The sequence below is a fragment of the Streptomyces pseudovenezuelae genome, assembly GCF_001513955.1.
GTDB lineage: Bacteria > Actinomycetota > Actinomycetes > Streptomycetales > Streptomycetaceae > Streptomyces > Streptomyces pseudovenezuelae.
In genome coordinates, this window is sequence record NZ_KQ948154.1 from 327,342 (window position 1) to 351,355 (window position 24,014).

The 24,014-nt window shown below is 70.6% G+C and carries 24 protein-coding genes and 2 riboswitches; of the genes, 17 read left to right on the plus strand and 7 right to left on the minus strand.

The window, feature by feature from the left end; translation table 11 throughout:
* Positions 1-44: 44 nt before the first annotated feature.
* Positions 45-713, minus strand: a complete 669-nt coding sequence (locus AQI94_RS40020; RefSeq protein ID WP_062230289.1) for an AAA family ATPase — start codon at positions 711-713, stop codon at positions 45-47.
* Between the two features lie 181 nt (positions 714-894).
* Positions 895-991: riboswitch (glycine riboswitch) on the plus strand.
* Positions 992-1,095, plus strand: a riboswitch (glycine riboswitch).
* Between the two features lie 57 nt (positions 1,096-1,152).
* On the opposite strand from AQI94_RS40020, the gene gcvT reads away from it, so the two are divergent.
* From gcvT to AQI94_RS40040, 4 genes are all read left to right on the plus strand, one after another.
* Positions 1,153-2,271: a glycine cleavage system aminomethyltransferase GcvT gene (gcvT, locus tag AQI94_RS40025; protein ID WP_031058755.1), complete on the plus strand. Its 1,119-nt coding sequence runs from the start codon at positions 1,153-1,155 to the stop codon at positions 2,269-2,271.
* A 98-nt stretch (positions 2,272-2,369) separates the two neighbouring features.
* Positions 2,370-2,747, plus strand: coding sequence for a glycine cleavage system protein GcvH (gcvH, locus tag AQI94_RS40030; RefSeq protein WP_031058756.1), 378 nt, complete (start codon positions 2,370-2,372; stop codon positions 2,745-2,747).
* Between the two features lie 14 nt (positions 2,748-2,761).
* The gene (gene glyA / locus AQI94_RS40035; protein WP_062230291.1) at positions 2,762-4,024 is read left to right on the plus strand and encodes a serine hydroxymethyltransferase; all 1,263 of its coding nucleotides are present in this window, start codon (positions 2,762-2,764) and stop codon (positions 4,022-4,024) included.
* A 56-nt stretch (positions 4,025-4,080) separates the two neighbouring features.
* On the plus strand, positions 4,081-5,448 hold the full coding sequence (locus AQI94_RS40040; RefSeq protein ID WP_031058761.1) for an L-serine ammonia-lyase: 1,368 nt from the start codon (positions 4,081-4,083) through the stop codon (positions 5,446-5,448).
* A 76-nt stretch (positions 5,449-5,524) separates the two neighbouring features.
* Here the strand turns inward: AQI94_RS40040 and AQI94_RS40045 are convergent, their stop codons facing one another.
* Positions 5,525-6,844 (minus strand): beta-ketoacyl-[acyl-carrier-protein] synthase family protein, encoded by a 1,320-nt coding sequence (locus AQI94_RS40045; protein ID WP_078902957.1) that lies wholly within the window; start codon positions 6,842-6,844, stop codon positions 5,525-5,527.
* Positions 6,845-7,009: 165 nt separating this feature from the next.
* Between AQI94_RS40045 and AQI94_RS40050 the strand changes: the two genes are divergently transcribed.
* Entirely contained in the window at positions 7,010-7,810 is an 801-nt protein-coding gene (locus AQI94_RS40050; protein WP_063760214.1) for a helix-turn-helix domain-containing protein, read from the plus strand.
* A 248-nt stretch (positions 7,811-8,058) separates the two neighbouring features.
* On the plus strand, positions 8,059-8,727 hold the full coding sequence (locus AQI94_RS40055) for a helix-turn-helix transcriptional regulator (RefSeq protein WP_051832911.1): 669 nt from the start codon (positions 8,059-8,061) through the stop codon (positions 8,725-8,727).
* A 36-nt stretch (positions 8,728-8,763) separates the two neighbouring features.
* Here the strand turns inward: AQI94_RS40055 and AQI94_RS40060 are convergent, their stop codons facing one another.
* Positions 8,764-9,741, minus strand: coding sequence for an aldo/keto reductase (locus tag AQI94_RS40060; protein ID WP_031058772.1), 978 nt, complete (start codon positions 9,739-9,741; stop codon positions 8,764-8,766).
* A 194-nt stretch (positions 9,742-9,935) separates the two neighbouring features.
* On the opposite strand from AQI94_RS40060, the gene AQI94_RS40065 reads away from it, so the two are divergent.
* From AQI94_RS40065 to AQI94_RS40110, 10 genes are read left to right on the plus strand one after another with little or no spacing between them, the layout of a single operon-like run.
* Complete coding sequence (locus AQI94_RS40065; RefSeq protein WP_031058774.1) at positions 9,936-10,433, plus strand: hotdog fold thioesterase; 498 nt, start codon at positions 9,936-9,938, stop codon at positions 10,431-10,433.
* Complete coding sequence (locus AQI94_RS40070) at positions 10,430-11,440, plus strand: AvrD family protein (RefSeq protein ID WP_031058777.1); 1,011 nt, start codon at positions 10,430-10,432, stop codon at positions 11,438-11,440. The genes AQI94_RS40065 and AQI94_RS40070 overlap by 4 nt, the downstream gene beginning before the upstream one ends.
* On the plus strand, positions 11,437-12,438 hold the full coding sequence (locus AQI94_RS40075) for a beta-ketoacyl-ACP synthase III (protein WP_031058779.1): 1,002 nt from the start codon (positions 11,437-11,439) through the stop codon (positions 12,436-12,438). The genes AQI94_RS40070 and AQI94_RS40075 overlap by 4 nt, the downstream gene beginning before the upstream one ends.
* 53 nt (positions 12,439-12,491) lie before the next feature.
* Positions 12,492-12,755: an acyl carrier protein gene (locus AQI94_RS40080; protein ID WP_051832913.1), complete on the plus strand. Its 264-nt coding sequence runs from the start codon at positions 12,492-12,494 to the stop codon at positions 12,753-12,755.
* Positions 12,756-12,777: 22 nt separating this feature from the next.
* The gene (locus tag AQI94_RS40085; protein WP_051832915.1) at positions 12,778-13,509 is read left to right on the plus strand and encodes a histidine phosphatase family protein; all 732 of its coding nucleotides are present in this window, start codon (positions 12,778-12,780) and stop codon (positions 13,507-13,509) included.
* Complete coding sequence (locus tag AQI94_RS40090) at positions 13,506-13,799, plus strand: putative quinol monooxygenase (protein WP_051832919.1); 294 nt, start codon at positions 13,506-13,508, stop codon at positions 13,797-13,799. The genes AQI94_RS40085 and AQI94_RS40090 overlap by 4 nt, the downstream gene beginning before the upstream one ends.
* A 15-nt stretch (positions 13,800-13,814) precedes the next feature.
* Positions 13,815-15,380 carry an FAD-dependent monooxygenase gene (locus AQI94_RS40095; RefSeq protein WP_051832921.1) on the plus strand — a complete coding sequence of 522 codons (1,566 nt, stop codon included), beginning with the start codon at positions 13,815-13,817 and terminating at the stop codon, positions 15,378-15,380.
* Positions 15,381-15,415: 35 nt separating this feature from the next.
* On the plus strand, positions 15,416-15,976 hold the full coding sequence (locus AQI94_RS40100; protein ID WP_031058792.1) for a carboxymuconolactone decarboxylase family protein: 561 nt from the start codon (positions 15,416-15,418) through the stop codon (positions 15,974-15,976).
* Between the two features lie 34 nt (positions 15,977-16,010).
* Entirely contained in the window at positions 16,011-16,991 is a 981-nt protein-coding gene (locus tag AQI94_RS40105) for an aldo/keto reductase (RefSeq protein WP_031058795.1), read from the plus strand.
* Positions 16,992-17,013: 22 nt separating this feature from the next.
* On the plus strand, positions 17,014-17,961 hold the full coding sequence (locus tag AQI94_RS40110; RefSeq protein WP_031058797.1) for a 3-oxoacyl-ACP synthase III family protein: 948 nt from the start codon (positions 17,014-17,016) through the stop codon (positions 17,959-17,961).
* Positions 17,962-18,024: 63 nt separating this feature from the next.
* On the opposite strand, the gene AQI94_RS40115 is transcribed toward AQI94_RS40110, so the two are convergent.
* Together AQI94_RS40115 and AQI94_RS40120 are read right to left on the minus strand one after the other, a co-directional pair.
* Entirely contained in the window at positions 18,025-18,885 is an 861-nt protein-coding gene (locus AQI94_RS40115; protein ID WP_051832923.1) for a helix-turn-helix transcriptional regulator, read from the minus strand.
* 129 nt (positions 18,886-19,014) lie between these two features.
* Complete coding sequence (locus AQI94_RS40120; RefSeq protein ID WP_037945261.1) at positions 19,015-20,466, minus strand: MFS transporter; 1,452 nt, start codon at positions 20,464-20,466, stop codon at positions 19,015-19,017.
* A gap of 233 nt (positions 20,467-20,699) precedes the next feature.
* Between AQI94_RS40120 and AQI94_RS40125 the strand changes: the two genes are divergently transcribed.
* Positions 20,700-21,200, plus strand: coding sequence for an Lrp/AsnC family transcriptional regulator (locus tag AQI94_RS40125; protein WP_031058803.1), 501 nt, complete (start codon positions 20,700-20,702; stop codon positions 21,198-21,200).
* A 25-nt stretch (positions 21,201-21,225) separates the two neighbouring features.
* Here the strand turns inward: AQI94_RS40125 and AQI94_RS40130 are convergent, their stop codons facing one another.
* Positions 21,226-22,905: an aldehyde dehydrogenase family protein gene (locus AQI94_RS40130; RefSeq protein ID WP_031058808.1), complete on the minus strand. Its 1,680-nt coding sequence runs from the start codon at positions 22,903-22,905 to the stop codon at positions 21,226-21,228.
* A gap of 4 nt (positions 22,906-22,909) precedes the next feature.
* Positions 22,910-23,956: a histidinol-phosphate transaminase gene (hisC, locus tag AQI94_RS40135; protein ID WP_031058811.1), complete on the minus strand. Its 1,047-nt coding sequence runs from the start codon at positions 23,954-23,956 to the stop codon at positions 22,910-22,912.
* Positions 23,957-24,014: the final 58 nt, after the last annotated feature.

The window sequence follows — 24,014 nt, forward strand, 5'->3', positions numbered from 1 at the left end:
CACTGATGTGGCTGAAAGGCTAGCGGGTGCGGACGGTGTACGACTCAGCCCGTGAACCCGATCCGCCGCAGCACGGCCGCCGCGTCCCGGTCGATCAGCACCGCCGACCCGCAGCCCTGGGGCAGATCGCCGCGCTCCACGGAGCGGATCAGCCGGGCGGCCGCCTGCCGGTGGCGCAGGAAGGCGTACCGCGAGACGCCCCGGCCGCGCTCGCGCTGGCCCTCCAGCGCGGTGTCCGCCGCGACGTCGAGCAGCAGCAGGTGCAGGGTGCCGCCCCGGCGCCGGGCCTCGCGGGCCAGCCAGCCCCGCACCCAGGCCTGCGTCCCGCAGTCGTGCACCACGACTCCCTCGCCGGAGCGCAGGGCGCGGCGCAGTCCGGCGTAGTGCGCGAGCCGGACCAGGGGGCGGTAGACGGCGTACGGCAGTAACCGGGACAGCCGGCCGTCCCAGCGGTCACGGGTGTCCTGGGAGTCGATCCGGATGCCGTTGACCGCGCGCCTCATCAGCGTGGACTTGCCGCTGCCGGGCAGGCCGGTGATGACGACGAGGTCTCCGGGGCCGAAGAGCAGGGCGTGCGGGCCGTGGCCGGCGCGGTCGCGCAGGTCACGGACGACCGGACGCGCGCCCCAGGCCTCGGCGGCCGGGGCCGCGGGCTGCTCGGGCAGCGCGAGACCGGTGGTCGTCGCGTACGCCGTGGTCCTGTTCACCGTCATCGTCCTCCTCCGGGATCGGGGTTCCCCTCCCCACCGAGCGTAAAGAGAAGGTAATGGACGATCTCTCGCGTTTCTGTACGCGTACCGCCACAAGGCAGTTACAGAGGCAGGAGCGGATGCGGCCCTGCCCCCGGCGTCCGAGGCATGCAATGATGTCCGCGCCAACTGCATACCGGCCGCTTGAATCCGCGCGGGAGAGTCCCGGGTACGTGTACCCGGGCGCCGAAGGAGCAAGTCCCTCCCTTGAATCTCTCAGGCCCCGTTACCGCGCGGGCGAGGCACATCTGAAAAGCGGGCCGCCCACCCGAAGGCGGCCCCACCCACGGTGCAAGCCATGTTCTTCATGGCGAACCTCTCAGGTTCCGATGACAGATGGGGAGGAATCACCTCGCCCGTCACACCCATGTCATGTCCTGGGACCCTTGGAGACGACCGTCCGATGAGCAGTTCTGAACCCCGTCTCACCGCACTCGACGCCCTGCACCGCTCGCTCGGTGCGACGATGACCGACTTCGCCGGCTGGGACATGCCCCTGCGGTACGGCTCGGAGCGCGACGAGCACACCGCGGTACGCACGAAAGCCGGCCTCTTCGACCTCTCCCACATGGGCGAGATCACCGTGACCGGACCACAGGCCGCGCAGCTGCTGAACTTCGCCCTGGTCGGCAACATCGCCTCCGTCGGCGTCGGCCGCGCCCGCTACACCATGATCTGCCGCGCCGACGGCGGCATCCTGGACGACCTGATCGTCTACCGGCTCGGCGAGACCGAGTACATGGTGGTCGCCAACGCCTCCAACGCACAGGTCGTCCTGGACGCGCTGACCGAGCGCGCGGCCGGCTTCGACGCCGAGGTGCGCGACGACCGGGACGCCTACGCCCTGATCGCCGTACAGGGGCCGGAGTCCCCCGGGATCCTCGCGTCCGTGACCGACGCCGACCTCGACGGCCTGAAGTACTACGCCGGTCTGCCGGGCACAGTCGCCGGGGTGCCGGCGCTGATCGCGCGCACCGGGTACACCGGCGAGGACGGCTTCGAGCTGTTCGTGCGGCCGGAGCACGCCGTCGAGCTGTGGCAGGCGCTGACCAAGGCGGGCGAGGGCGTCGGGCTCGTCCCGTGCGGGCTGTCCTGCCGGGACACGCTGCGCCTGGAGGCGGGCATGCCGCTGTACGGGCACGAGCTGTCGACCTCCCTCACCCCCTTCGACGCGGGCCTCGGCCGGGTGGTGAAGTTCGAGAAGGAGGGCGACTTCGTGGGCCGCGCGGCCCTGCGGGAGGCCGCGGACAACGCGCACCAGGCACCGCCGCGCGTCCTCGTCGGTCTGATCGCCGAGGGGCGTCGCGTCCCGCGCGCCGGCTACGCGGTCGTCGCGGGCGGCGAGGTGATCGGCGAGGTCACCTCCGGCGCCCCCTCCCCCACGCTGGGCAAGCCGATCGCCATGGCGTACGTCGACGCCGCGCACGCGGCGCCGGGCACGGCGGGTGTCGCGGTGGACATCCGGGGCAGCCACGAGCCGTACGAGGTCGTGGCGCTGCCGTTCTACAAGCGCCAGAAGTAGTCGCCGTAGGTGATGCTGAGCACGGAGTCGCTGCTCACGCACGCCTTCCGCAGTCCCCCATTCACCAGCACTCCCCCGCGTACAGGAGAATTCAGGCCATGAGCAACCCCCAGCAGCTGCGCTACAGCAAGGAGCACGAGTGGCTGTCGGGCGCCGAGGACGGCGTCTCGACGGTCGGCATCACGGAGCACGCGGCCAACGCGCTCGGCGATGTCGTCTTCGTCCAGCTCCCCGAGGTCGGTGACACCGTGACCGCGGGCGAGACCTGCGGCGAGCTGGAGTCGACCAAGTCGGTGTCCGACCTGTACTCCCCCGTCTCCGGTGAGGTCACCGAGGTCAACGAGGACGTCGTCAGCGACCCGGCGCTGGTGAACTCCGCCCCCTTCGAGGGTGGCTGGCTGTTCAAGGTACGCGTCTCGGAGGAGCCGGCCGACCTGCTCTCCGCCGACGAGTACACCGCCTTTTCCGCCGGCTGAGGAGTCCGCACCTGATGTCCGCACTGAACACGCCCCTGCACGAGCTCGACCCGGAGATCGCCGCCGCGGTCGACGCCGAGCTGGACCGTCAGCAGTCCACCCTCGAGATGATCGCCTCGGAGAACTTCGCTCCGCTCGCGGTCATGGAGGCCCAGGGCTCGGTCCTGACCAACAAGTACGCCGAGGGCTACCCGGGCCGCCGCTACTACGGCGGCTGCGAGCACGTCGACGTGGCCGAGCAGATCGCGATCGACCGGGTCAAGGACCTGTTCGGCGCCGAGTACGCCAACGTGCAGCCCCACTCCGGCGCCTCCGCGAACCAGGCCGCCCTGTTCGCGCTGGCCCAGCCCGGCGACACCATCCTCGGCCTGGACCTCGCCCACGGCGGTCACCTGACCCACGGGATGCGGCTGAACTTCTCCGGCAAGCAGTTCAATGTCGTCGCCTATCACGTGGACGAGTCGGGTCTCGTCGACATGGCCGAGCTGGAGAAGCTCGCGCGCGAACACCGGCCGAAGGTGATCATCGCCGGGTGGTCGGCGTACCCGCGGCAGCTGGACTTCGCGGAGTTCCGCCGGATCGCCGACGAGGTCGAGGCGTACCTGTGGGTCGACATGGCGCACTTCGCCGGTCTCGTGGCCGCGGGGCTGCACCCGAACCCCGTCGAGCACGCGGACGTGGTCACCTCCACCACCCACAAGACGCTGGGCGGACCGCGCGGCGGGATCATCCTCGCCAAGCAGGAGTTCGCGAAGAAGCTGAACTCCTCCGTCTTCCCGGGCTTCCAGGGCGGTCCCCTGGAGCATGTGATCGCGGCGAAGGCGGTGTCCTTCAAGGTCGCCGCCTCCGAGGAGTTCAAGGAGCGCCAGCGGCGTACGGTGGACGGTGCGCGCATCCTCGCCGAGCGCCTGACGGCCGACGACGCCCGGGAGGCCGGGGTCAACGTGCTCTCCGGCGGCACCGACGTGCACCTCATCCTCGTCGACCTGCGCGAGTCCGAGCTGGACGGCAGGCAGGCCGAGGACCGTCTCCACGAGGTCGGCATCACGGTCAACCGCAACGCCGTCCCGAACGACCCGCGCCCGCCGATGGTGACGTCGGGGCTGCGGATCGGCACGCCCGCCCTGGCGACCCGCGGCTTCACGGCCGAGGACTTCGCCGAGGTCGCGGACGTGATCGCTTCGGCACTGAAGCCGTCGTACGACGTGGAGTCCCTGAAGGCCCGGGTCAAGGCCCTCGCCGACAAGCACCCGCTGTACGCCGGTCTGAACAAGTAGTTCCGCGGCGGGGGCACCCGACGGCGTGTGCCCCCGCCTTTCGTGAAGGAGTTCCCGTGGCCATCTCGGTCTTCGACCTGTTCTCGATCGGCATCGGCCCGTCGAGCTCCCACACGGTCGGCCCGATGCGTGCGGCCCGCATGTTCGCCCGCCGCCTGCGCAACGAGGAGTTGCTGCCGGCGGTGGCCTCCGTCCGCTGCGAGCTCTACGGCTCCCTGGGCGCGACCGGCCACGGCCACGGCACCCCGAAGGCGGTGCTGCTCGGCCTGGAGGGGGCGTCCCCGCGCACGGTGGACGTGGAGAACGCGGACGACCGGGTGGCGGAGATCAAGGCCGCGGGGGTCCTGAACCTGCTCGGCGAGCGGGAGATCCCCTTCTCCTTCGACGACGACCTGGTGCTGCACCGCCGCAAGGCGCTTCCGTACCACGCGAACGGCATGACGGTATGGGCGTACGACGCCTCGGGCGCCGAGCTCATGTCGAAGACGTACTACTCGGTGGGCGGCGGTTTCGTCGTCGACGAGGACGCGGTGGGCGCGGACCGGATCAAGCTGGACGACACGGTGCTGAAGTACCCCTTCCGCACCGGCGACGAGCTGCTGCGCCTGGCGAAGGAGACAGGGCTGTCGATCTCCTCGCTGATGCTGGAGAACGAGCGGGCCTGGCGCACCGAGGACGAGATCCGGGCCGGGCTGCTGGAGATCTGGGAGGTCATGCGGGCCTGCGTGCAGCGTGGCATGACGCGCGAGGGCATCCTGCCGGGCGGCCTGCGCGTGCGTCGGCGCGCGGCCGTGACCGCCCGTCAACTGCGCGCCGAGGGCGATCCGTTGGCGCACTCCATGGAGTGGATCACGCTCTACGCGATGGCGGTGAACGAGGAGAACGCGGCGGGCGGCCGGGTGGTGACCGCCCCGACCAACGGGGCCGCGGGCATCATCCCCGCGGTGCTCCACTACTACATGAACTTCGTGCCCGGCGCCGATGACGAGGGCGTCGTCCGGTTCATGCTGGCCGCCGGCGCCATCGGCATGCTCTTCAAGGAGAACGCCTCCATCTCCGGCGCCGAGGTCGGCTGCCAGGGCGAGGTCGGCTCGGCCTGCTCGATGGCCGCGGGCGCCCTCGCCGAGGTCCTCGGCGGCTCCCCCGAGCAGGTGGAGAACGCCGCCGAGATCGGCATGGAGCACAACCTGGGCCTGACCTGCGACCCGGTCGGCGGACTGGTCCAGATCCCCTGCATCGAGCGCAACGGCATGGCCGCGGTCAAGGCGGTCACGGCGGCGAAGATGGCGCTGCGCGGGGACGGCTCGCACAAGGTGTCCCTGGACAAGGTCATCAAGACGATGAAGGACACCGGGGCGGACATGAGCGTGAAGTACAAGGAGACGGCCCGGGGCGGGCTGGCGGTGAACATCATCGAGTGCTGAGACAGCACTCGCGTTCGCGTCAAAAGAGTGCCGCGTCGACCGCCGAGAACACGGCCGGCGGCCGACGCGGACACGGTCAGCGCCGGCGCAGCGCCAGGACCGCGTTGTGGCCACCGAAACCGAACGAGTTGCTCAGCGCGAGGTCGCCGTGCCCGGGCAAGGGCCGGGCGATGTTCCTGACCAGGTCGAGCGGGACGGCGTCGTCCAGGTCGTCGCAGCCGATGGTCGGCGGGATGACACCGTGATGGAGGGTGAGGGCCGTGGCCACGGCCTCCACACCCCCCGCCGCTCCCTGGAGGTGCCCCAGACTCCCCTTGAGCGCCGTGACCGGAACAGGGACGGCGCCGTCCGTTGCGCCGAAGACGGTGCTCAGCGCGGCCGCCTCCGCCAGGTCACCGTCCACGGTCGCGGTGGCGTGTGCGTTGATGTGCACCACGTCGGCGAGGTTCGCGCCCGCGTCGGCGACGGCACGCCGCAGGGCGCTCGCGACACCGTTGCCGGTCGGATCCGGGGCAGCCAGGTGATGGGCGTCGGCCGACAGCCCCCACCCCGCGGCCTCGCAGTAGATCCGGGCGCCACGGGCCAGCGCGTGCTCTTCCGACTCCAGCAGCAGGACGCCCGCGCCCTCACCGTTCACGAAGCCCGACCGGTCCTTGGCGAACGGGCGGGAGGCGGCCTCCGGGGTGTCGTTGCGTGCCGACAGGGCACGCATCGCGCTGAACGCGGCCATGACCTCGGGCGTCACGGCGGCCTCCGCTCCGCCGGCGAGCACGAGGTCGAGATGGCCGTACCGAATGCGGTCGACGGCCTGTCCGATGGCCTCGGTGCCGGACGCACAGGCACTGACGACCGTGCGGGCCTCTCCGGTGACGTGCAGGTCGAGTGAGACCTGGGAAGCCGCCTGGGAGGGGACCGTCATGGGGGCGGTGAGCGGCGCGACCCCCCGCACGCCCCGGTCCCGCAGCCGCCGGTCGCCGGCGACGAGGACGGAGGCACCGCCGATGATGGTGCCCAGACTGATGCCGACCCGCTCCGGGTCCAGGCAGCTGTCCCGGGTACCGCCCGCGGCGAACCCGGCGTCCTGCCAGGCTTCGCGAGCCGCGAGCACCGCGAACTGGGCGGCCCGGTTCATGCGCCGGGCCTGTGTTTTGGGCAGCACCTCGGTGGGGTCGACGGGAACCGTCCCCGCGATGCGGACCGGATGCTCGGCGAACTCCGGGGCGTCCAACGACCTGATGCCGCTGCGGCCGACGAGTAAGCCCGTCCAGAGAGCGTCGCCACCCAGCCCCAGCGGGGTCACCGCGCCGAGTCCGGTGACCACTACGCGCCGGGCGGTGGAACGGAGTTGACCCCGTCCGCCCACGGCCGCCCTGCTGCGCCCCCGGCTCTGCGTCATCTCCGTGCATGTGCTGTCTTTGCATCCCATGGCAAACGCTTTCCCTTCTGCATGGTTGGATGCCAGGTCGACGGGTGAAACTTCTGGCGTGCTCACCGCTTTGGAGCCGACGACGCCTCCGACTAGGGTTGAACTTCGAGATAAACGGCACGAACGGGGGCAGTCATGGCCGATTCCAATGAACCGGACATAGCTGATTTTGCAGATTTCCAGCTTGAATTCGCAGACCTACCCGCTCTTTTGCGGGCATGGCGCGCCGAGGCGGGCGCCAAACTCGGGCGCGCAAAGCCGTTGCCGCAAAAGGAAGTCGCGCATCGCATGGGCGTCAGCGAACGCTGGTACCGCGCGCTGGAGAGCGGGGCTCAGGTCCCGCTCACCCTGGATACCCTCATGGGTCTCGCCGACGCCCTGGACCTCGGACCGGATGAACGTACGGCTCTGTACTGGTACCGGTTGGCCGATGTGACGGACGAGGACCAATCGAAGGGAGAGGATGGCAGGGTCGCCCGGCTCAAAGACTTCGTGGACGCGCAGACGGCCTTTCCTGTCTATCTCATCGACCACGCGTGGAATATTCTGGCCTACAACACGCTCATGGCGAACTGGTTTCCCTGGGTCCGCGAGCCGCGGGCCAATCTCATGCGCTGGGTGCTGGAAACCCCCGACTCACGCGAACAGATCATTGACTGGAGGCAGCAGGCCTCCCTGTATCTGGCCCAGTTGCGGTTCACTCTCGTCCGGCGCCCGGACGATCCGACGCTCAAGGGTTTACTGACCAGCGCACTGCTCGATCCCGCCTGCCGGGAATTGTGGGACGCCGGGCCACGCATCATCGCATTCCGGCAGGGCGGTAAATTCCGCCTGACACTCCCGCATGTTTCGCAGACCGAGCTGGTGGTCACCTCTCAGGTCCTCCTCCCCGCTTACTACCCGGGCGCCCGCTTCGTCGCACTGATTCCGGTATAGCTCGGCGCCGCCCAACTGCACTCTACACACGAAAGCGTTGGTTCGAACCGGCAAATTTTTACCGCTTGACAGCTCTTCGACGGCCCCTGCAATCTCAGTCAGCGAGTCAGGGCGAGCGGTCGGCCGCAGGGGCCTTCATCGGCAACCCCTGACAGACGGGGGAGATTTACCTGTGTTACGTGCGAGAGGCGCCCGCGCTAAATCCGCATTTCTTTTCGGTACGGAGAGTTGACTTGGTAAGTCGATTGATGCCGGGACCGGACACCGCTCGGCCGGCCACGCAACCGCTGCCCGACTCCGAAGCTCTCGTAGGGCTGCTGGACACACTGCGCCACCATTCGGTGCGGGAGTTGCGGCTCGCGCTCCCCAGACGACCGTACGAGCGGCGGGTGCGCGAGCAGGCGGCTCTGTTGAGCGCGGAACTGGTGCGGCGTGGGGCGCAGGTGCGCGTCCTGCACCTGGAGGACGTCAGCCGTGATCCCGCCTACGCCGACGACACCCGGCGAATCGCCGCGTCGGGGGCCTGGATGCGGGCCGTGCCGCACCTGCCGGTGTGGATGGCCGTCGCCGACCGGGACTTCGCCATCGTCCCCTCGGACCCAGGCCTTGAGGACGCCTGCGCGACGCTGGTGCGCGGGCGGACCGTGGTGGGCGCCTACCAGGAGCTCTTCGACCAGGTGTGGGCGCGTTCCGCCGGGCCGGCCGGCCCGGCGGGTCCCGGGAGCGACGGACTCGACGAGCGGGAGCGGGAGGCCCTGGTGCTCCTCGCCGAAGGACTGACCGACGAAGGCATCTCGCGGCGCACCGGCCTGTCGGTCCGCACGATCCGCCGGACCGTCGCAGGCGTGATGACCAGGATGGGAGCGCGGAGCCGCTTCCAGGCGGGTGTGGAAGCGGCTCGTCGGCAGTGGATCTGAGACCGGGTTGCGAGCGGGCCCTGGCGGGCCCGCCGGCTACAGCCCCGTCCGGGCCAGGTCTCCTTCTGCGTACCGCTCACCGCTCGGCGGTGTGAGCGCGTCGAGGCGGGCGAGTTGGTCGACGGTGAGGACGACCGCGTCGGCGGCGGCATTCTCTTCGACGCGGGTCACGCGCTTGGTACCGGGGATGGGGACGACGTCGTGGCCCTGGGCGAGCAGCCAGGCGAGAGCGACCTGGGCGGGCGTGGCGCCGGCGTCGGCCGCGACGGCCGCCACCTCGTTGACGATCCTCAGATTCCGTTCGAAGTTGGCTTCGGCGAACCGGGGTGTGGTCAGCCGGAAGTCGTCCGCGGCGAGTTCCCGCGGTGAACGGATCGCCCCGGTGAGGAATCCCCGGCCGAGCGGCGAGTAGGCGACGAGACCGATGCCGAGTTCACGGAAGAGGGGCAGGAGCGACTCGGCCGGCTGTCGCGACCACAGCGAGTACTCCGTCTGCACCGCGGTCACGGGATGGACGGCGTGGGCCCGCCGGACGGTGTCCACGCCGGCCTCGGAGAGGCCGATGTGCCGGATCTTGCCCTCCCGCACGAGCTCGGCCAGCGCACCGACGGTGTCCTCGATCGGCGTGTCCGGGTCGACGCGGTGCTGGTAGCAGAGGTCGATGTGGTCCGTGCCCAACCGCCGGAGCGAACCCTCGACCGCCGTGCGCACGTTGGCCGGTGAGCTGTCGAGCATGTTGGGCCCCGCGCCGGCGTGCGAGACGAGACCGAACTTCGTGGCGATCACCACGTCGTCGCGGCGCCCGGCGACGGCACGGCCGACGAGTTCCTCGTTGACGAACGGGCCGTAGATCTCGGCGGTGTCGAGGAAATTCACGCCGAGGTCCAGCGCTCGCCGAACGGTGCGGACGGCCTCCTCCTCGTCACTGCCCGCCCCCGTGTAGTAGTCGGACATCGTCATGGCGCCCAGGCCGATGCGTGACACATCGAGCCCGCCGAGCGAAACACGCTGCACTACGACCCGCTCCCTCGTTGTTACGTCTCCAGCAAGTATCCGGTCCGGCCTCAACTCTACGAGAACTCACGCTGGTCGGGTGAATTGAAGCTCGCCATGGCAGCAAGAGGACATGCACCTGTCGACCGCCGCCGCACCGTGCTTGACTCGAATTGGCCCGCCGGTGTGGGCCACGAAAAAGACGGAGACCGTAAATGCCGAACATGATGCTCGGACCGATGAATGTCGACGGCGCCTGCGAAAACGAACAACTCACCCGCCGCATGGGAATGGAAATCACCATCTGCGAACCGGGACTTGTGGTGGGCACGATGCCCGTCGCCGGAAATCGTCAGCCCTTGGGAATTCTGCACGGCGGCGCGAACGCCGCGTTCGCCGAGACGCTGGGTTCGGTCGCCGCTTTCCTCCACGCGGGCCCCGGCGGGAACGCGGTGGGCGTCGACCTGTCCTGTACGCACCACCGCTGGGTGTCCTCCGGGACTCTCACCGGCGTCTGCAGGCCGCTCGACGAGCGAACGGCGACGGCCTCCTACGAGATCGTCGTCACCGACGGCTCCGGGAACCGCGTCTGCACCGCACGGCTCACCTGCGCCGTGCGCCGCGCCGGCGGCCGTCGCAGGCCGGGTCCACGCAGGCCATCCGCGCCGATGACGACGGCAACGGAACGATCCATACGAACGGAGCACCGATGACCCCGATCTCAGCACGGACCGTGCTGTCGTCCGTGGACGACCAGCTGGGGCCGGCCGAGCAGCGCTTCTTCGGCCGCGGCTTCCGCCGGGTCGCCTACGACATCGGCGAGGTGCACCTCGCCCGCAGCGAGGACGGCGCCGTACGGGCACGCTCCGTGGTCGGCGTCCGCTACCCGGCCGACTGGTCGAAGAAGGCGGCCGGCACGGATCTGCGCCCGCACTTCAGCACCGTCGACGGGATCGTCGTGGCCGCCCAGCTGGCCGAGGCGTGCCTGAGCGGCCCGGGCGCGGACCTGCGCGACGCGTGGTTGCGCAAGGTGCGGTTGACGGCCGGGTCCAGCCCGCAGGAGGAGCTCACCGGTCTGTCGGCCGAGGCGATGCTGCGCCGCACCGACCCGGTGGCCGGGCACCCGGCGCGCGTGGTCTCCGTCGTCGACTGCGCGGTCGGCACCATGCGGGTGCGGTGCGAGGTGGAACACTCCCCCGCGCGGCCCACGAAGGAGGAACGCACATGGTCCGGACTGGACGCGCTCCTCGGTCCCGCGGCGGACCGCTACTTCGGCGTCGGCTTCACCGCGCGCCGCCAGTACGTCCGTGATGTGGAGGTTGACCACCGGGAGTTGTGCGCCGACGCCACGCTCACCCTCGACCACGAGGACGGGGCGGCGGTGCCCAGTGCGGGCATCGAGGGCGCGTACCAGCCGTCGGTATCGGTGATCGACGCGTTCGTGACGGCCCTGCAGCTCGCCCAGATCATGCTCTACGACCTCGACGACATGCGCCGCCAGGACAGCAACACCCTGTGGATGCGGCAGACCACACTGACCGCCTCCCGCCCGGACCGCCCGGCCGAGGGCGTGCCGGTGCGCACCCGGCTGGCCGATCCCGGACTGCTGCGGATGAGAGACGGCACCTGGCGCACGCTCGACGTCGTGGCCGAACTCGCCGGTATCCAGGTGCGGTCCGCGGTGGCCCATCAGCTTCCGGAAGGACACCCGACGTCGTGACCCCAACGGCAGTGATCGCCGGGGTGGGTGGCTACGTGCCCCCGCGCGTGGTGACGAACGACGAACTCGCCCAGCGCCTCGACACCTCCGACACCTGGATCCGCAGCCGGACCGGCATCGCACAGCGCCATGTCGTCGAGCCCGGCACCACCACCAGTGACCTTGCCGCCGAGGCCGGTCGGCGGGCTCTGAAGAACGCCGGTGAGGACGGCGCCGACCTGGTGATCGTCGCCACCACCACCCCGGACCGCCCCTGCCCGGCCACCGCGCCGACCGTCGCCACCCGCATCGGGCTGACGGATGTACCGGCCTACGACGTGGCGGCGGTGTGCTCCGGTTTCGTGTACGCCCTTCAGGCCGGCGCGGCCGCCGTGACCTCGGGATTCGCCGAGCGGGTCCTGGTGATCGGCGCGGAGTCCTTCAGCACCCTGCTGGATCCCTCCGACCGCACCACCTCCGTCATCTTCGGCGACGGGGCGGGCGCGGTGCTGCTGCGGGCCGGCGAACACGACGAGCCCGGCGCGGTACAGGAGGTCCATCTGGGCAGCGACGGTGCGATGGCCGACCTGATCACGGTCCGCGGCGGCGGTGCCGAGGAGCGGTCCCGAGGCGGGGTGCCGCGCGAGGAGGACCGGTACTTCCGCATGGACGGCAAGTCCGTCTTCTTCGCCGCGGTGCGCCGCATGGCCGAGTCCTCGCGCACGGTGCTGACCCGTACCGGCTGGGACGTCGCCGATGTCGACCGGCTGGTCGGCCACCAGGCCAACACACGCATCCTGCACGCCGTCGCCGAGCAGCTCGGCCTGCCGCCGGAGCGCGCGGTGCTCAATATCGACCGCGTCGGCAACACCTCCGCCGCCTCCATCCCTCTCGCCCTCGCCGACGCCATGGCGGACGGACTGCTGAGAGCGGGCGACCGGGTGCTCCTGACTGCCTTCGGAGGCGGCGCCACCTGGGGCTCGGCCACCCTGACCTGGCCCGACCTGCCAGTCGGCTGAGACCCACCAGACATCACCACCCCCCTTTTCCCCAAGACCATTTGAGGTGACCCATGACCGGTTCCGTCACGACGATGATCATCGAGATACTCACCGGCAAGTTCGAGATACCCGCGGAGGAGGTGTCCCGGGGCACCGTCTTCGACGACCTCGCGGTGGACTCCCTGGCCCTGCTGGAGATGTCGCTGATCCTGGAGAAGCGGCTCGGTGTCTCCATCGAGGAGGGTGTGCTGCACTCGCAGCAGACCATCGACGAGGCCGCCCAGGTCGTCGAGGGCCTCGGTGCCCCGGCGGCCACCGGGTCGGCTGCCGCCTGAGCGGCCGGCAGCGGCTCCCTTCATGCGCATCGTCCTGCTCCGCCACGGAGAGACCGACCGCAACGCCACCGACCGATTCCAGGGGCAGGCCGACATCCCGCTGAACGACACGGGGGTACGGCAGGCGCAGGTGATCGCCCGGTCGTTGAGTCCGGACGGCTGGTCGGCGGTCTACTCCTCTTGTCTGGCGCGTGCCGCCCAGACCGCCGCGTACGCCGCGGGCCGGCTCGGCGTCCCTCATCGGCGCCTCGACGGACTGCGCGAGCGCGACCTGGGCACACTCGACGGCCAGGGCCGCGCCGAGTTCGCCCGGCAGCACCCGGGGACCATGCGGCGGCTGCTCACCGACCCCGACTACGCCCCACCCGGCGGCGAGACCGGCAGGGCCGTGCTCTCCCGCTCGGCCGCCGCCCTGCGCACCATCGCGGAGGCAGAGACAGAGGCAGAGGCGGACAAGGCCGGCCGGACGCTGCCCGCGGTCCTGGCCGTCACCCACGGCGGTGTGCTGAACCTGCTGACGCGTGCCCTGGCCGGCGCCGGCGCAACGCCCGAGGTCCTGGTCGGCACCGGTGCAGCCGTCTGCGTGGATGTCGGGTGGTCACCCGCCGGCCGTCCGCGTGCCGCCCTGCGCCGGTGGAACGTGGCTCCGCACGAGTGCGAGGAAGCGCCCGCTCCCCCTGTGCCTCCGTCCTTCGTCGACCTCGACTCCCTCGTCCTCGACGAGCTCAACTCCAAGGAAGTGACCCGTACATGAGCATCGAGATCACCGTACTTTTCGACGTCGTACCGGACCGTCTGGCGGACACCGCGGGCGCCTTCGAGGAACTGTGCGCCGCGACCCGGCAGGAGGAGGGCGCGTTGCGCTTCGACGCCTGGCGGTCCGAGGAGCACGAGAACCTGATCGTGCTGGTCGAGGAGTGGGCCGACCAGGCTGCTATCGACCTGCACATGAAGGAGCCGTATGTCGCGGACTTCCTCGCGAAGGTCGAGGGCGCCTATGTGCGGCCTCCGTACGTCCACCGCCTGCGCCCCCTCGCCGCCTGATCCATGGTGAGCGACATGCAGCAGCCGCGCGTTCTCGTGGTCGGCGCCGGTCCCGTCGGGATGGTCCTGGCCTGCGAACTGCTGGCGCACGGTGTTCGGGCCGACGTCATCTCCAAGCTCCGCAGGCAGAGCCCGCACTCTCGCGCCACGATCCTCTGGCCCCGCGTCCTGGAACTCCTGGACCGGGTGGGCGTGGGACGGAAACTGGTCGACGGTGGCCACTACTTCGACCAGATGAACTACTACTCACAGAAGAAGCTGATCGGCCTGATCCGGTTCGACCGGCTGCGAGGCGTCGGTTATCCCTTCGCCATCACCATCCCGCAGTGGCGCACCGAGGCGATCCTCGAGGAGCACCTCACCGCGCTGGGCGGCACCATCGAGTACGACACCAGCTTCGTCGACGGCACCCAGGACCCTGACGGGGTCCAGTGCCGCGTCCAGCTCGCCGACGGCCGGGCGCAGACCCGTACGTACGACTACGTGGTCGGGGCCGACGGTTACCACAGCGCCGTCCGTGAGGCGTTCGGCTTCCGGTTCACCGGCCGGACCCTGCGCACCCGGCTCGCCATCACCGACGCCGAGATCCTGGGCGAGACCACCAGCAGCGAAGCGGCGTACTACCTGACCCGGACCGGGAACATGGTGCTGGCGCCGCTCGGCGACGGGATCTTCCGGGTCGGCGCCAGTGTGCCCGACCACTACACGGGCGACACACCGGACCGCGCCTTCTTCGAGAGGCTGCTCGCCGAGCGCGTCCCCGGGGCGCGCAGGCTCGGCGAGATGAAGTTCAGCGGCGTCTTCACGGCTCACGTCCGCTCGGCGGGCACGTACGGCAGCGGCCGGGTCTTCCTGGCCGGCGACTCGGCGCACGCGATGAGCCCGTCGGGCGCGCAGGGGCTGAACACCGGTATCCAGGACGCCGTCAACCTCGGCTGGAAACTGGCCGGTGTGGTGCGTGGCGACTACCGCGCAGACCTGCTGGACAGCTACGACACCGAGCGCAGGCCGGCCGTCGGCGCGGTCGCCGGACTCTCCACCCGCCTGGCCCGGATCGGCCTGTACTCGGCCCGGCACCGGACCCTCGCCCGGGATGCCGTCTACCGGTTGGGCACCACCACGCAGACTCTCGAAAGAGTGCTCGCGCCCAAGCTGGCCCAGCTGGACACCCACTACGGCCCCCGGCCGAAACGGCGCTCCCTGGTGACGGGGGAACGTCTGCCCCTCGGCTGGCGTGAGTCGCCGGCAGCGCCCGTCCTCGCCGTGGACCGCTACACCGTGCTGCTGTGGCCCGGCCTCCAGTACCGGTACGAGCGCTGGACCGGGCTCGTCGACAGACTGCGGGAGCAGCTGACCGCCGTGTCCGTCTGCGACCTGGGCGGCCGCCCACCCGGCCCGCTGCTGGGCAAGCTTCCGCGCGAGGCCCATGCCCTGCTGGTCCGCCCCGACGGCCACCTCGACGTGATCGTCCCGCTGGACGACCGCGCTCCCACCTCCGCCGTCCACCTGGTCGGCCAGGCACTCGCCCGGCACGCACTGCCCCACACCACCACCCCGCAGCTCGCCGTTCAGCCGGCCTGACGCCCTGTCCCCGGCACAACCCGAAGGAGCCCGCCATGAGCACCACCCCCCGCGTCACCCTCACCGAAGTCGCCGACATGACGCCCGACCAGCTCGCGGTGTACGAGAAGTTCCAGTCCAACCTGACCCGCGCGCTGCTGCTCACCAAGAACTCCGCGGCCGCCCACCTCGCGCTCGGCGGCACCTTCACGGTCGGCCTGCTGAGCCTGCTGGACCGCGAGGTGGTCGTGCTGCGGGTGGCCAGGCTGCGTGACAGCGAGTTCGAGCGCCTGCTGCACTACCCGCTCGCGAAGAAGGCCGGTCTGGAGGACATCGAGATCAAGGCGATCGAGGAAGGCCTCTACGAGCAGCTGCCGCCCGCCCGCGCCGCCCTGGTCCGCTACGTCACCGACTGCATGGTCGACCACAGGGCGAGCGAGGATGCCTTCTTCGCGCTGCGCGAGCACTACTCGCAGAACGAGATCGCCGAGATCACGCATCTCGCCGGGCACAGCGCCATGACCGCCATGTACCTGGCCAGCCTGGACATCCCGCTCGACGAGGGCATCGCCTCCTGGGGCCGGCTCACCGAGGTACAGGACGAGGTCAGGAGCTGATCCCGGCCGCCCGCCCGATCCGAGAGGAAGAACGTTGCAGTACGTCCGGCTGGGCTCGTCCGGCCTGAAGGTGTCGCGACTGGCACTGGGATGCATGAGTTACGGCGAGCCCCGACTCGGCACCCATCCCTGGTCGCTGCCCGAGGAGGAGAGCCTCCCGTTTCTCGCCCAGGCACTCGAACTGGGCATCAACTTCTTCGACACCGCGAACATCTACTCGCTGGGCACCAGCGAGGAGTTCCTGGGCCGCGCGGTGCGCAAGCTGACCCGGCGCGAAGACGTCGTCATCGCCACCAAGGTCTACGAGAGGCTCAGGGACGACCCGCTCTCGGGCGGGCTGTCCCGCTCGGCGATCATGCGCGAACTCGACGCGAGCCTGAGGCGGTTGGACACCGACTACATCGACCTCTACATCATCCATCGCTGGGACCCCGAGACCCCGGTCGAGGAGACCATGGAGGCGCTGCACGACGTGGTGCGCGCGGGCAAGGTCCGCTACATCGGCGCCTCCTCCATGCACACCTGGCAGTTCGTGAAGGCGCAGTACATCGCCGATGTCCACGGCTGGACGCGGTTCGTGAGCATGCAGAACCACTACAACCTCGTCAACCGCGAGGAAGAGCGCGAGATGCTGCCGTACTGCCTCGCGGAGGGCGTCGGCGTCACGCCGTGGAGCCCGCTGGCCCGCGGAAAGCTCACGCGCGACTGGGACGCCGAGTCGCCCCGCACCGGGGGCGACCCGATCCAGGACCGCTTCTACGGCCCCACCGAGCGTGCGGACCGCGCGGTCGTCCGCGTGGTCGCAGAGATCGCCGCCGAACGCGGCATCCCCATGGCCCAGGTGGCTCTCGCCTGGCTCCTGCATCAGCAGGGGGTCACCGCGCCCGTCGTCGGCGCGACCCGGCCGCACCACCTCGAGGACGCCGTGGCGTCCCTCGACGTGAGGCTCGACGACACCGAACTCGCCCGGCTTGAGGCGCCCTATGTGCCGCACGCCGTCGTGGAATACGTCTGACCGACAGGCAGGTGGAGGAACCATGGGAATAGCCGACTACGCCCTGGCGATGCCGAGCGGGAAGCTGAGCGTCGACGACGTCAGCCGGGAGTCGGGGTACACCGTCGAGAAGCTCGGCCAGATCCTTCCGTCCGGGAAGTTCTCGGTGCTGGCCGAGGGCGAGACCTCCTGGGGGCTCGGCCGGGACGCCGCGGCAAGGCTCCTGGCCCGCAACCCGGTACCGCTCGATGAGATCGGACTCGTGCTGTACGCGGGCTCCAGCGAATGGGGCACGCCCTTCTGGTCGCCCGCCGCGAAGATCGCCCAGGAGCTGGGGATCGCGGACGCGCACTGCTTCGAGGTGTCCAACTTCTGCAACGCGGGCATGGTCGCCGTGAAACTGGCGGACGACCAGGTGCGCGCGGGCACCCACAAGCACGCGCTGGTGATCATCTCGGACCGGCTCAGCCAGCTCGTCGAGTACGGCACCGGCTACATCGAGCTGTTCAACTTCGCGGACGGCGCCGCCGCCGTCCTGATCTCGGCCGACGCCGAGTACGAGGTGCTGGGCGCCGCTCACCACACCGACCCGCAATGGGTGGACTCGTACTACGGCGAGATCAAGGAGGACAGGGTCAAGGTCGAGCGGGGCGTGAAGCTCGACGGGCTCGGCAAGGCGTTCCTCGACAACTTCACGGCCCTGACCCACAAGGTCCTCGCCGGCCTCGGGCGGGGGGTGGCCGACGTGTCGTACTTCCTGGTCACGCATGGCAACCAGGACACCCATCGCAAGTACCTCGCCGCGCTGGGGGTGGACGCCTCTCGCAGTGTCTTCCAGTACGACCGCGACGGCCACCTCGGCGGTGCGGACCCGTTCCTCGCCCTGGAGGAGCTGGAGCGGGAGGGCCGGATCGCCTCCGGCGACCTGGTGGTCGTGGCGACCGCGGGATCGGGTTTCACCTGGGGTGTGACGGCGATCCGCCGGACGTGAGCGGCGTACGGCAAGCCGAAGGCCCCCGGTGCTCACGTACCGGGGGCCTTCGGCTTGCCGTGTTCAGCGATGGTGAACGGAGTTCAGATCCACCGTCAGGAGCTGCAGCGCCGCCTCGTGCGGTGAGTCGGGTTCCGCGTGGTAGAACTTCAGGATGTTGCCGTCCTGGAGGTCGGCGGACTGGTACATCAACTCCAGCTCGCCGACGACCGGATGGCTGAAGAGCTTGGTGCCCTCGATGCAGTTGGCCACCCGCTGCCGGCACCACAGTGCGGCGAACTCCTCGCTCTGAATGGTCAGTTCACCGATGAGCTCGGCCAGTCGTGGGTCGTGGCGGTGGTTTCCGGAAATGAACCGCAGATAGGTCACGTTCGACTCGGACTCCGTGGCCCAGTCCGCGTACAGGCTCTGCACGTCCTCGTCGAGGAAGTTCATCTTGATGATGTTGGGGCGCAGTTCGGCGTCATCGGTGACGTCGAAGTCGAGATGCGGCGCGAACAGCCGGTGGTACAGCGAGTTCCAGGCGAGGATGTCGCACCGGTAGTTCAGCACGGCCGCCGCCACGTTGCCCAGGGACGCCATCAGCATCTTGGTACTGGGGCTCAGCTGATCGTCTTGAGGCGTCTGCAGCTGGGGGTTCTGCACCGCGGACCCGATCTTGAGCAGGTAGTCCTGTTCGTCGAGGCTCAGATCCAGCGCGCGGGCGATGGAGAGCAGGACCTGCGGGGAGGCGTGCGCGGTCTGTGCCTGTTCCAGCCGGGTGTAGTAGGTCTGGCTCACTCCCGCTAGCGCGGCCACCTCCTCCCGGCGCAGTCCGGGAACGCGCCGCGAGCCGCTGGTGCGCAGCCCACGCTGCTCCGGCCGGACGCGCTCACGCATCTGCCGCAGGTAGCTGCCGAGGTCGGTGTTCACGATCTGTTCCACCCTTCTCATTATGAAGTGCCGTACCGCATCGGCAATATCGCCCCGGCTCGCGGTGACCGAGGCCACGACGGCCGGGCGGGCGGTCACTGCTCCGCCCACCCGGCCGTGCGGGCCACCGCGCCGGGGGATTCACGCGGTGACGGATGCCGCCTGCCGGGACTTCCCGCGCAGCACCAGCCACAGGAGAAGGCCGACGGCGACCTGGGAGAAGCCGGCCACGCCGATCGCCACGTGGATGCCGGTGAGCTCCTCGGCGGCGGTGACGGTGCCCTGGCCGATGACGGCGGCGAAGACCGCGCTCACCAGCGGGATGCCGATGGCGATGCCGACCTGCTGGCTCTGGGTGGCCATGCCGGTGGCCATGCCCTGCGCGTCGGAGTCGACGGACGAGGTGGCGATGACCATGAAGCACAGGGCGGCCAGCATGGAGAAGAAGGCGTTCACGAACTGGGTGGCGATCAGCGGGACCAACCAGTACGAGTCCGAGGTGGCCCACAGCGCCGGCAGCATGAACGCGCCCTGCAGGAGCAGGGAGACGCCGAGCATCGTGCGCGGCGAGACCTTCTGGAGGATGCGCGGACCGACGGTGCCGGCGACGATCTGGCCCACACCGATGCCGAGCAGCACCAGGCCGGCGACCATGGACGACAGGCCGAGCACGTTCTGGACGTAGAGGCCGGTGAAGAAGATCAGCGCGGTCTCGCCGCCGAAGATGAACAGGGCGGCCAGGTTGCCGAAGGCGATGTCGGGCTTCTTGAGGATCTTCACCGGGACCAGGGCGTCGGTGGTGCGGCCCTCCACCGCCCAGAAGACGCCGAGCAGAACCGCGGCTGCGATCAGCGAGCCGCCCGCAACCGGGTCGAGGCCCTCCTCGCCGACGCGGGTGACACCGTAGATCCCGGCGAACAGGCCCAGGGTGATCAGGAGCGCGCCGGGCAGGTCGATGCGGCTGCGCTGCTCCGCGCGGCTCTCGTCGACGACGATCGGCACCACGACGATCGCGGCGATGGCCACGGGGATGTTGATGAAGAAGGCCCAGCGCCAGGAGAACACGTCCGTGAGGACACCGCCCAGGATCGCGCCGACACTGAAGCCGGAGCTCATCATCACGCTGTTCAGGCCTAGCGCCCGGGTGCGCAGGCCGGGTTCGGTGAAGGCGGTGGTCAGCAGGGCGAGCGCGGCGGGTGTGACGGCGGCTGTGGCCAGGCCCTGCAACGTACGGGCGACCAGCAGCATGGCGGGGGAGTCGGCGAGGCCGCCGACCAGCGAGGAGAGGGTCAGAACGACCATCCCGGCGGTGAAGATGCGCCGACGCCCCAGGTAGTCACCGACCCGTCCGAAGACCAGGGTGCACCCGGCGGCGCACAGCGCGAAGGTCGTGGTGATCCACTGCAGGCTCCCCGTCGAGAACCCCAGGGACGTGCCGACCTCGGGCAGCGCGACGTTCAGCACCGAGAAGTCGGCGGCCATCATGAACTGCGACGCCAGCAGCACCACCAGGGCGGCGACCTGGCGGCCTGTCATGCGGACACGGGTCGGCGGCGCGGCCGCGGTGGTCGTGGCGGTATCAGCGGTAGTCATGCGTCCCAGCCTCGGCCGCCCGCCGCCACCCAGCCAGATCCCTCTTGACGGCACTCCTGCGGAGACTGTCACTGGCAGTGCCACCCTCGCGCCGCGGCGCCCGCCGGGGCACGCGAGGCCGCTCACCCGTCCTGGACACTTGACAGGAGAATGGCCTTGGCCGCGGAATATGTGTTCAATACTTCCGCCGAACCGGCGATGAACTGCCGAACCGGCTGGCATGGGAGCGCACTATGGCTGAGAAGGACTCGCCGCCGGGCCCCGCGTCCGGACGTACGGCCGCCTCGCTCGACGACGTCGACCGGCAGATCGTGGGCCTGCTCCTCAAGGACGGCCGGGTGTCGGTCCGTGCCCTGGCCGAGCAGGTGCACATCTCGCGTGCCAACGCCTACACGCGGATCGGCCGGCTGGTCGCCGAGGACGTCATCAGCGGCTTCACCGCCCGCCTGAACCCGAAGCGGGCGGGCCTCGGCACGAGCGCGTACATCACGGTGACCATCGAGCAGAACGCCTGGCGGGACATCTCGCGCGAGCTGCGCGACATCCCGTACGTCGAGCATGTCGCCCTGGTCGGGGGCGACTTCGACGTGCTGGTGCTGGTGCGGACACCGGACAACGAGGCGCTGCGCCACGTGGTGCTGGAGCGCGTCCAGGCGATCGCCGGAGTGCGCTCCAGCCGGACCTGGCTGGTCTTCGACGAGGTGCGCGGCCCCGGCGCCGACTGGACCACCTGACCCGGAACCGCGCCGGCCACCCCGGTCAGACGTCGAGCAGCGCATCGGCGGACTCCCGGGCCGCGGGCGCGGACGCGTGCCGGGACCGCAGCACCCGGAACCGCCCGGTGACGAAGTGGGCGCCCGTGCCGGGGAGGTCGGCGATGGCCGAGGACGGGTCGGCGGGGAGATCGTCGGCGACGTTCTCGACCAGATGGACCCCGGCGTCGAGGGCGGCCGTCTCGACGGCCGCCAGCACCAGGGGATCGGTGGAGTGCACCGCGGCGAACAGCGCGCCGTGGCGGCCGACGGTACGGCGGAACAGGTCGAGGCTGTGCGCGGTCGACTCGGTGCCCACCAGGAACGCGACCGGCCCCGGCCACTCCCGGGTGTAGACGCGTTCGTGCCGCGCCCCGAGCCGGACGACGAGCGGGCTGCGCACATCGACGACGGGACGGCCCGGAAGGCTCAGCGGCTGTGAGGCGTGCACCACCGAGCCGTACCGCCCGGCCTCCTCCAGCGCCGCCCGCACCTCGTCGCCCGGGAGCGCGCCCACCAGCCGTGCCACCCGCGCCGGATGGGCGAGCAGCCGGTCCACGGCCTCGGCGAGGTCGGCGCCGAACTCCCGGAGGCTCTTGGGGCCCTCGTCCGTGTCGAAGCCCGACGCCGGTACGAGGATGTTCTGCGGCGTGGTCCGGGCCGTGCCGCTGCACCGGCACAGGGCGAGCGCGAGCCCGCCGAGCAGTCCCCGGTAGTCGTCGGTGGAGTCCACGATGACGGTGTTCAGACCGGTCCGGGTCGCGAACACGGCGGCCTGGCAGGCGTGTTGCCGCAGCCAGTCGGCGAAGCGCCCGGACCCGGTGAAGTCGACGATCCGCACCGCGGGGTCCGTGGCCAGCCGTTGGTGCAGGCGCTCCCCGGGTTCCGCGACCGCCAGGGTCACGACGTCGGGGTCCTGGCCGGCCTCCGCCAGCACCTCGCGGGCGATGCGCACGGTGATCGCCAGGGGCAGCACCGAGCGTGGATGCGGCGCCACGACCACGGGGTTCCCGGTCACCAGGCTGGTGAACAGGCCCGGATACCCGTTCCACAGGGGGTAGTCGGGACAGCCGATGAGCAGCGACACTCCCCGCGGCACCAGGGTGCTGGTGCCGCACACCGGCAGCGGCTGCCCACGGCGGCGGGTCTCCTCCCGGCGCAGGCCGGCCGGGACGCGCTCCGACTCGGCGAAGGCCTGGGCGACCGCCTCCAGAGCGCGGTCCTGGGCGCGTGGTCCGGCGGCCCGGAACGCCACCGGAAGCGGCTGACCGGTGGTGTGGTGCACGGCCAGGGCCAGCTCGTGGCTGCGGGTGTTCAGCCGTCGGAGCATCTCCAGCACCAGCCCCGTGCGGTGGTGGAGCCCGGCGACCCGCCACCCGGCAGTCGCCCGCCCCGCCGCCGCCAACAGGACCGCGGGGTCGCAGCGCGGGTAGCCGATGGCCATGGCCGTGCCGTACGGGGAGGTCTCGGTGGCCACCCGGCCGAGCTCACCGGGCTGGTCGAGGTCGAAGGCGCGGCCCAGCAGGGAACCGAAGACCTTCGCCGCCGTCCGGGTCGACCGCATGCCGGCGTCCGCGGCGCCGCGCCAGGTGGTCTCCGTGAAGGGCGCACAGCGTTCACCGGCGGCGACGGCCTGCACCGCGTGGTGGAGCAGTTCGCGGTGGCGCTCGTAGGGGCCGGGGCGCACGGCCTCAGCCTCTCCAGGACGCGGCGAGCGCGAGGAACGTGTCGTTCTCCTCGGGCAGGCCGATCGTCACCCGGACGCCTTGGCCGGCGAAGGGGCGGACGACCACGTTGCCGTCGAGGCAGTGCCGGGTGAATTCCGCGCTGTCGCCGGCGAGCGGCAGCCAGACGAAGTTGGCCTGGGAGGCGGGCACTTCGAGGCCGAGCGCCCGCAGCCGCTCGGTCACCCGCCCCCGCTCGGCGACCGTGAGGGCGGCACGGCGGGCGACCTCCGCACCCTCGCCGAGCGCGAGCACGGCGGCCTCCTGGGCGAGTGCGCTGACGCTGAACGGCACCTGTGTCTTGCGTACGGTGGCGGCGATCTCCGCCGGCGCCACGCAGTAGCCGACCCGGAGGCCCGCCAGGCCGTACGCCTTGGAGAAGGTCCGCAGCACCACCACGTTCGGCCGGTCGCCGAGCAGGCCGAGCGCGTCGGGGACCCGCGCCGGATCGGCGTACTCCCGGTATGCCTCGTCCACGACGATCAGTACGTCGTCCGGCACCCGGTCCGCGAAGTCGCGCAGGGCCCGTTCCCCGACCGCGGTGGAGGTGGGGTTGTTGGGGTTGCAGACGAAGACCAGCCGGGTCCGGCCGGTGACCGCCGCCGCCATGGCGTCGAGGTCCAGTCCGTGCTCGCGCAGCGGGACCCGCACCGCCGTGCCGCCCGCCACCGCCGTGAGGATCGGATACGCCTCGAAGGACCGCCAGCCGAAGACGACCTCGTCACCCGGGTGCACGACCGAGTGCAGCAGCTGTCCGCAGACCTCCGAGGAACCGGCGCCCACCGCGATCCGCTCCGGTTCGACGCCGTGATGCCGGGCCAGGGCGTCCACCAGGCAGGCGGCGCTCATGTCGGGATACCGCGACACCCCACCGGCCAGCTCCGCGAGCCTCGCCACCACGCCGGGCAGCATCCCGTACGGGGACTCGTTGCCGGCCAGGGCTGCCGTGCCGGGCAGTTTGCGGCCCGGCACATAGGCGGGCAGCTGCGCCAGGGACGAACGGACACGCACCATGCTCGACTCGCTTCTTCAGCGGGACCCGAAGCCGTGCCTCCGGGCACTTGACAGGAGA

Excerpts from the sequence above, each read along its gene's own strand:
- AQI94_RS40080 (WP_051832913.1), top strand. The coding sequence starts at position 12,492 with ATGACCGGTTCCGTCACGACGATGATCATCGAGATACTCACCGGCAAG.
- AQI94_RS40090 (WP_051832919.1), top strand. The coding sequence starts at position 13,506 with ATGAGCATCGAGATCACCGTACTTTTCGACGTCGTACCGGACCGTCTG.
- AQI94_RS40085 (WP_051832915.1), top strand. The coding sequence starts at position 12,778 with ATGCGCATCGTCCTGCTCCGCCACGGAGAGACCGACCGCAACGCCACC.
- gcvH (WP_031058756.1), top strand. The coding sequence starts at position 2,370 with ATGAGCAACCCCCAGCAGCTGCGCTACAGCAAGGAGCACGAGTGGCTG.
- AQI94_RS40095 (WP_051832921.1), top strand. The coding sequence starts at position 13,815 with ATGCAGCAGCCGCGCGTTCTCGTGGTCGGCGCCGGTCCCGTCGGGATG.
- AQI94_RS40110 (WP_031058797.1), top strand. The coding sequence starts at position 17,014 with ATGGGAATAGCCGACTACGCCCTGGCGATGCCGAGCGGGAAGCTGAGC.
- gcvT (WP_031058755.1), top strand. The coding sequence starts at position 1,153 with ATGAGCAGTTCTGAACCCCGTCTCACCGCACTCGACGCCCTGCACCGC.
- AQI94_RS40125 (WP_031058803.1), top strand. The coding sequence starts at position 20,700 with ATGGCTGAGAAGGACTCGCCGCCGGGCCCCGCGTCCGGACGTACGGCC.
- AQI94_RS40100 (WP_031058792.1), top strand. The coding sequence starts at position 15,416 with ATGAGCACCACCCCCCGCGTCACCCTCACCGAAGTCGCCGACATGACG.
- AQI94_RS40070 (WP_031058777.1), top strand. The coding sequence starts at position 10,430 with ATGACCCCGATCTCAGCACGGACCGTGCTGTCGTCCGTGGACGACCAG.
- AQI94_RS40055 (WP_051832911.1), top strand. The coding sequence starts at position 8,059 with ATGCCGGGACCGGACACCGCTCGGCCGGCCACGCAACCGCTGCCCGAC.
- AQI94_RS40020 (WP_062230289.1), bottom strand. The coding sequence starts at position 713 with ATGACGGTGAACAGGACCACGGCGTACGCGACGACCACCGGTCTCGCG.
- AQI94_RS40120 (WP_037945261.1), bottom strand. The coding sequence starts at position 20,466 with ATGACTACCGCTGATACCGCCACGACCACCGCGGCCGCGCCGCCGACC.
- hisC (WP_031058811.1), bottom strand. The coding sequence starts at position 23,956 with ATGGTGCGTGTCCGTTCGTCCCTGGCGCAGCTGCCCGCCTATGTGCCG.
- AQI94_RS40045 (WP_078902957.1), bottom strand. The coding sequence starts at position 6,844 with ATGACGCAGAGCCGGGGGCGCAGCAGGGCGGCCGTGGGCGGACGGGGT.
- AQI94_RS40065 (WP_031058774.1), top strand. The coding sequence starts at position 9,936 with ATGCCGAACATGATGCTCGGACCGATGAATGTCGACGGCGCCTGCGAA.
- glyA (WP_062230291.1), top strand. The coding sequence starts at position 2,762 with ATGTCCGCACTGAACACGCCCCTGCACGAGCTCGACCCGGAGATCGCC.
- AQI94_RS40050 (WP_063760214.1), top strand. The coding sequence starts at position 7,010 with ATGGCCGATTCCAATGAACCGGACATAGCTGATTTTGCAGATTTCCAG.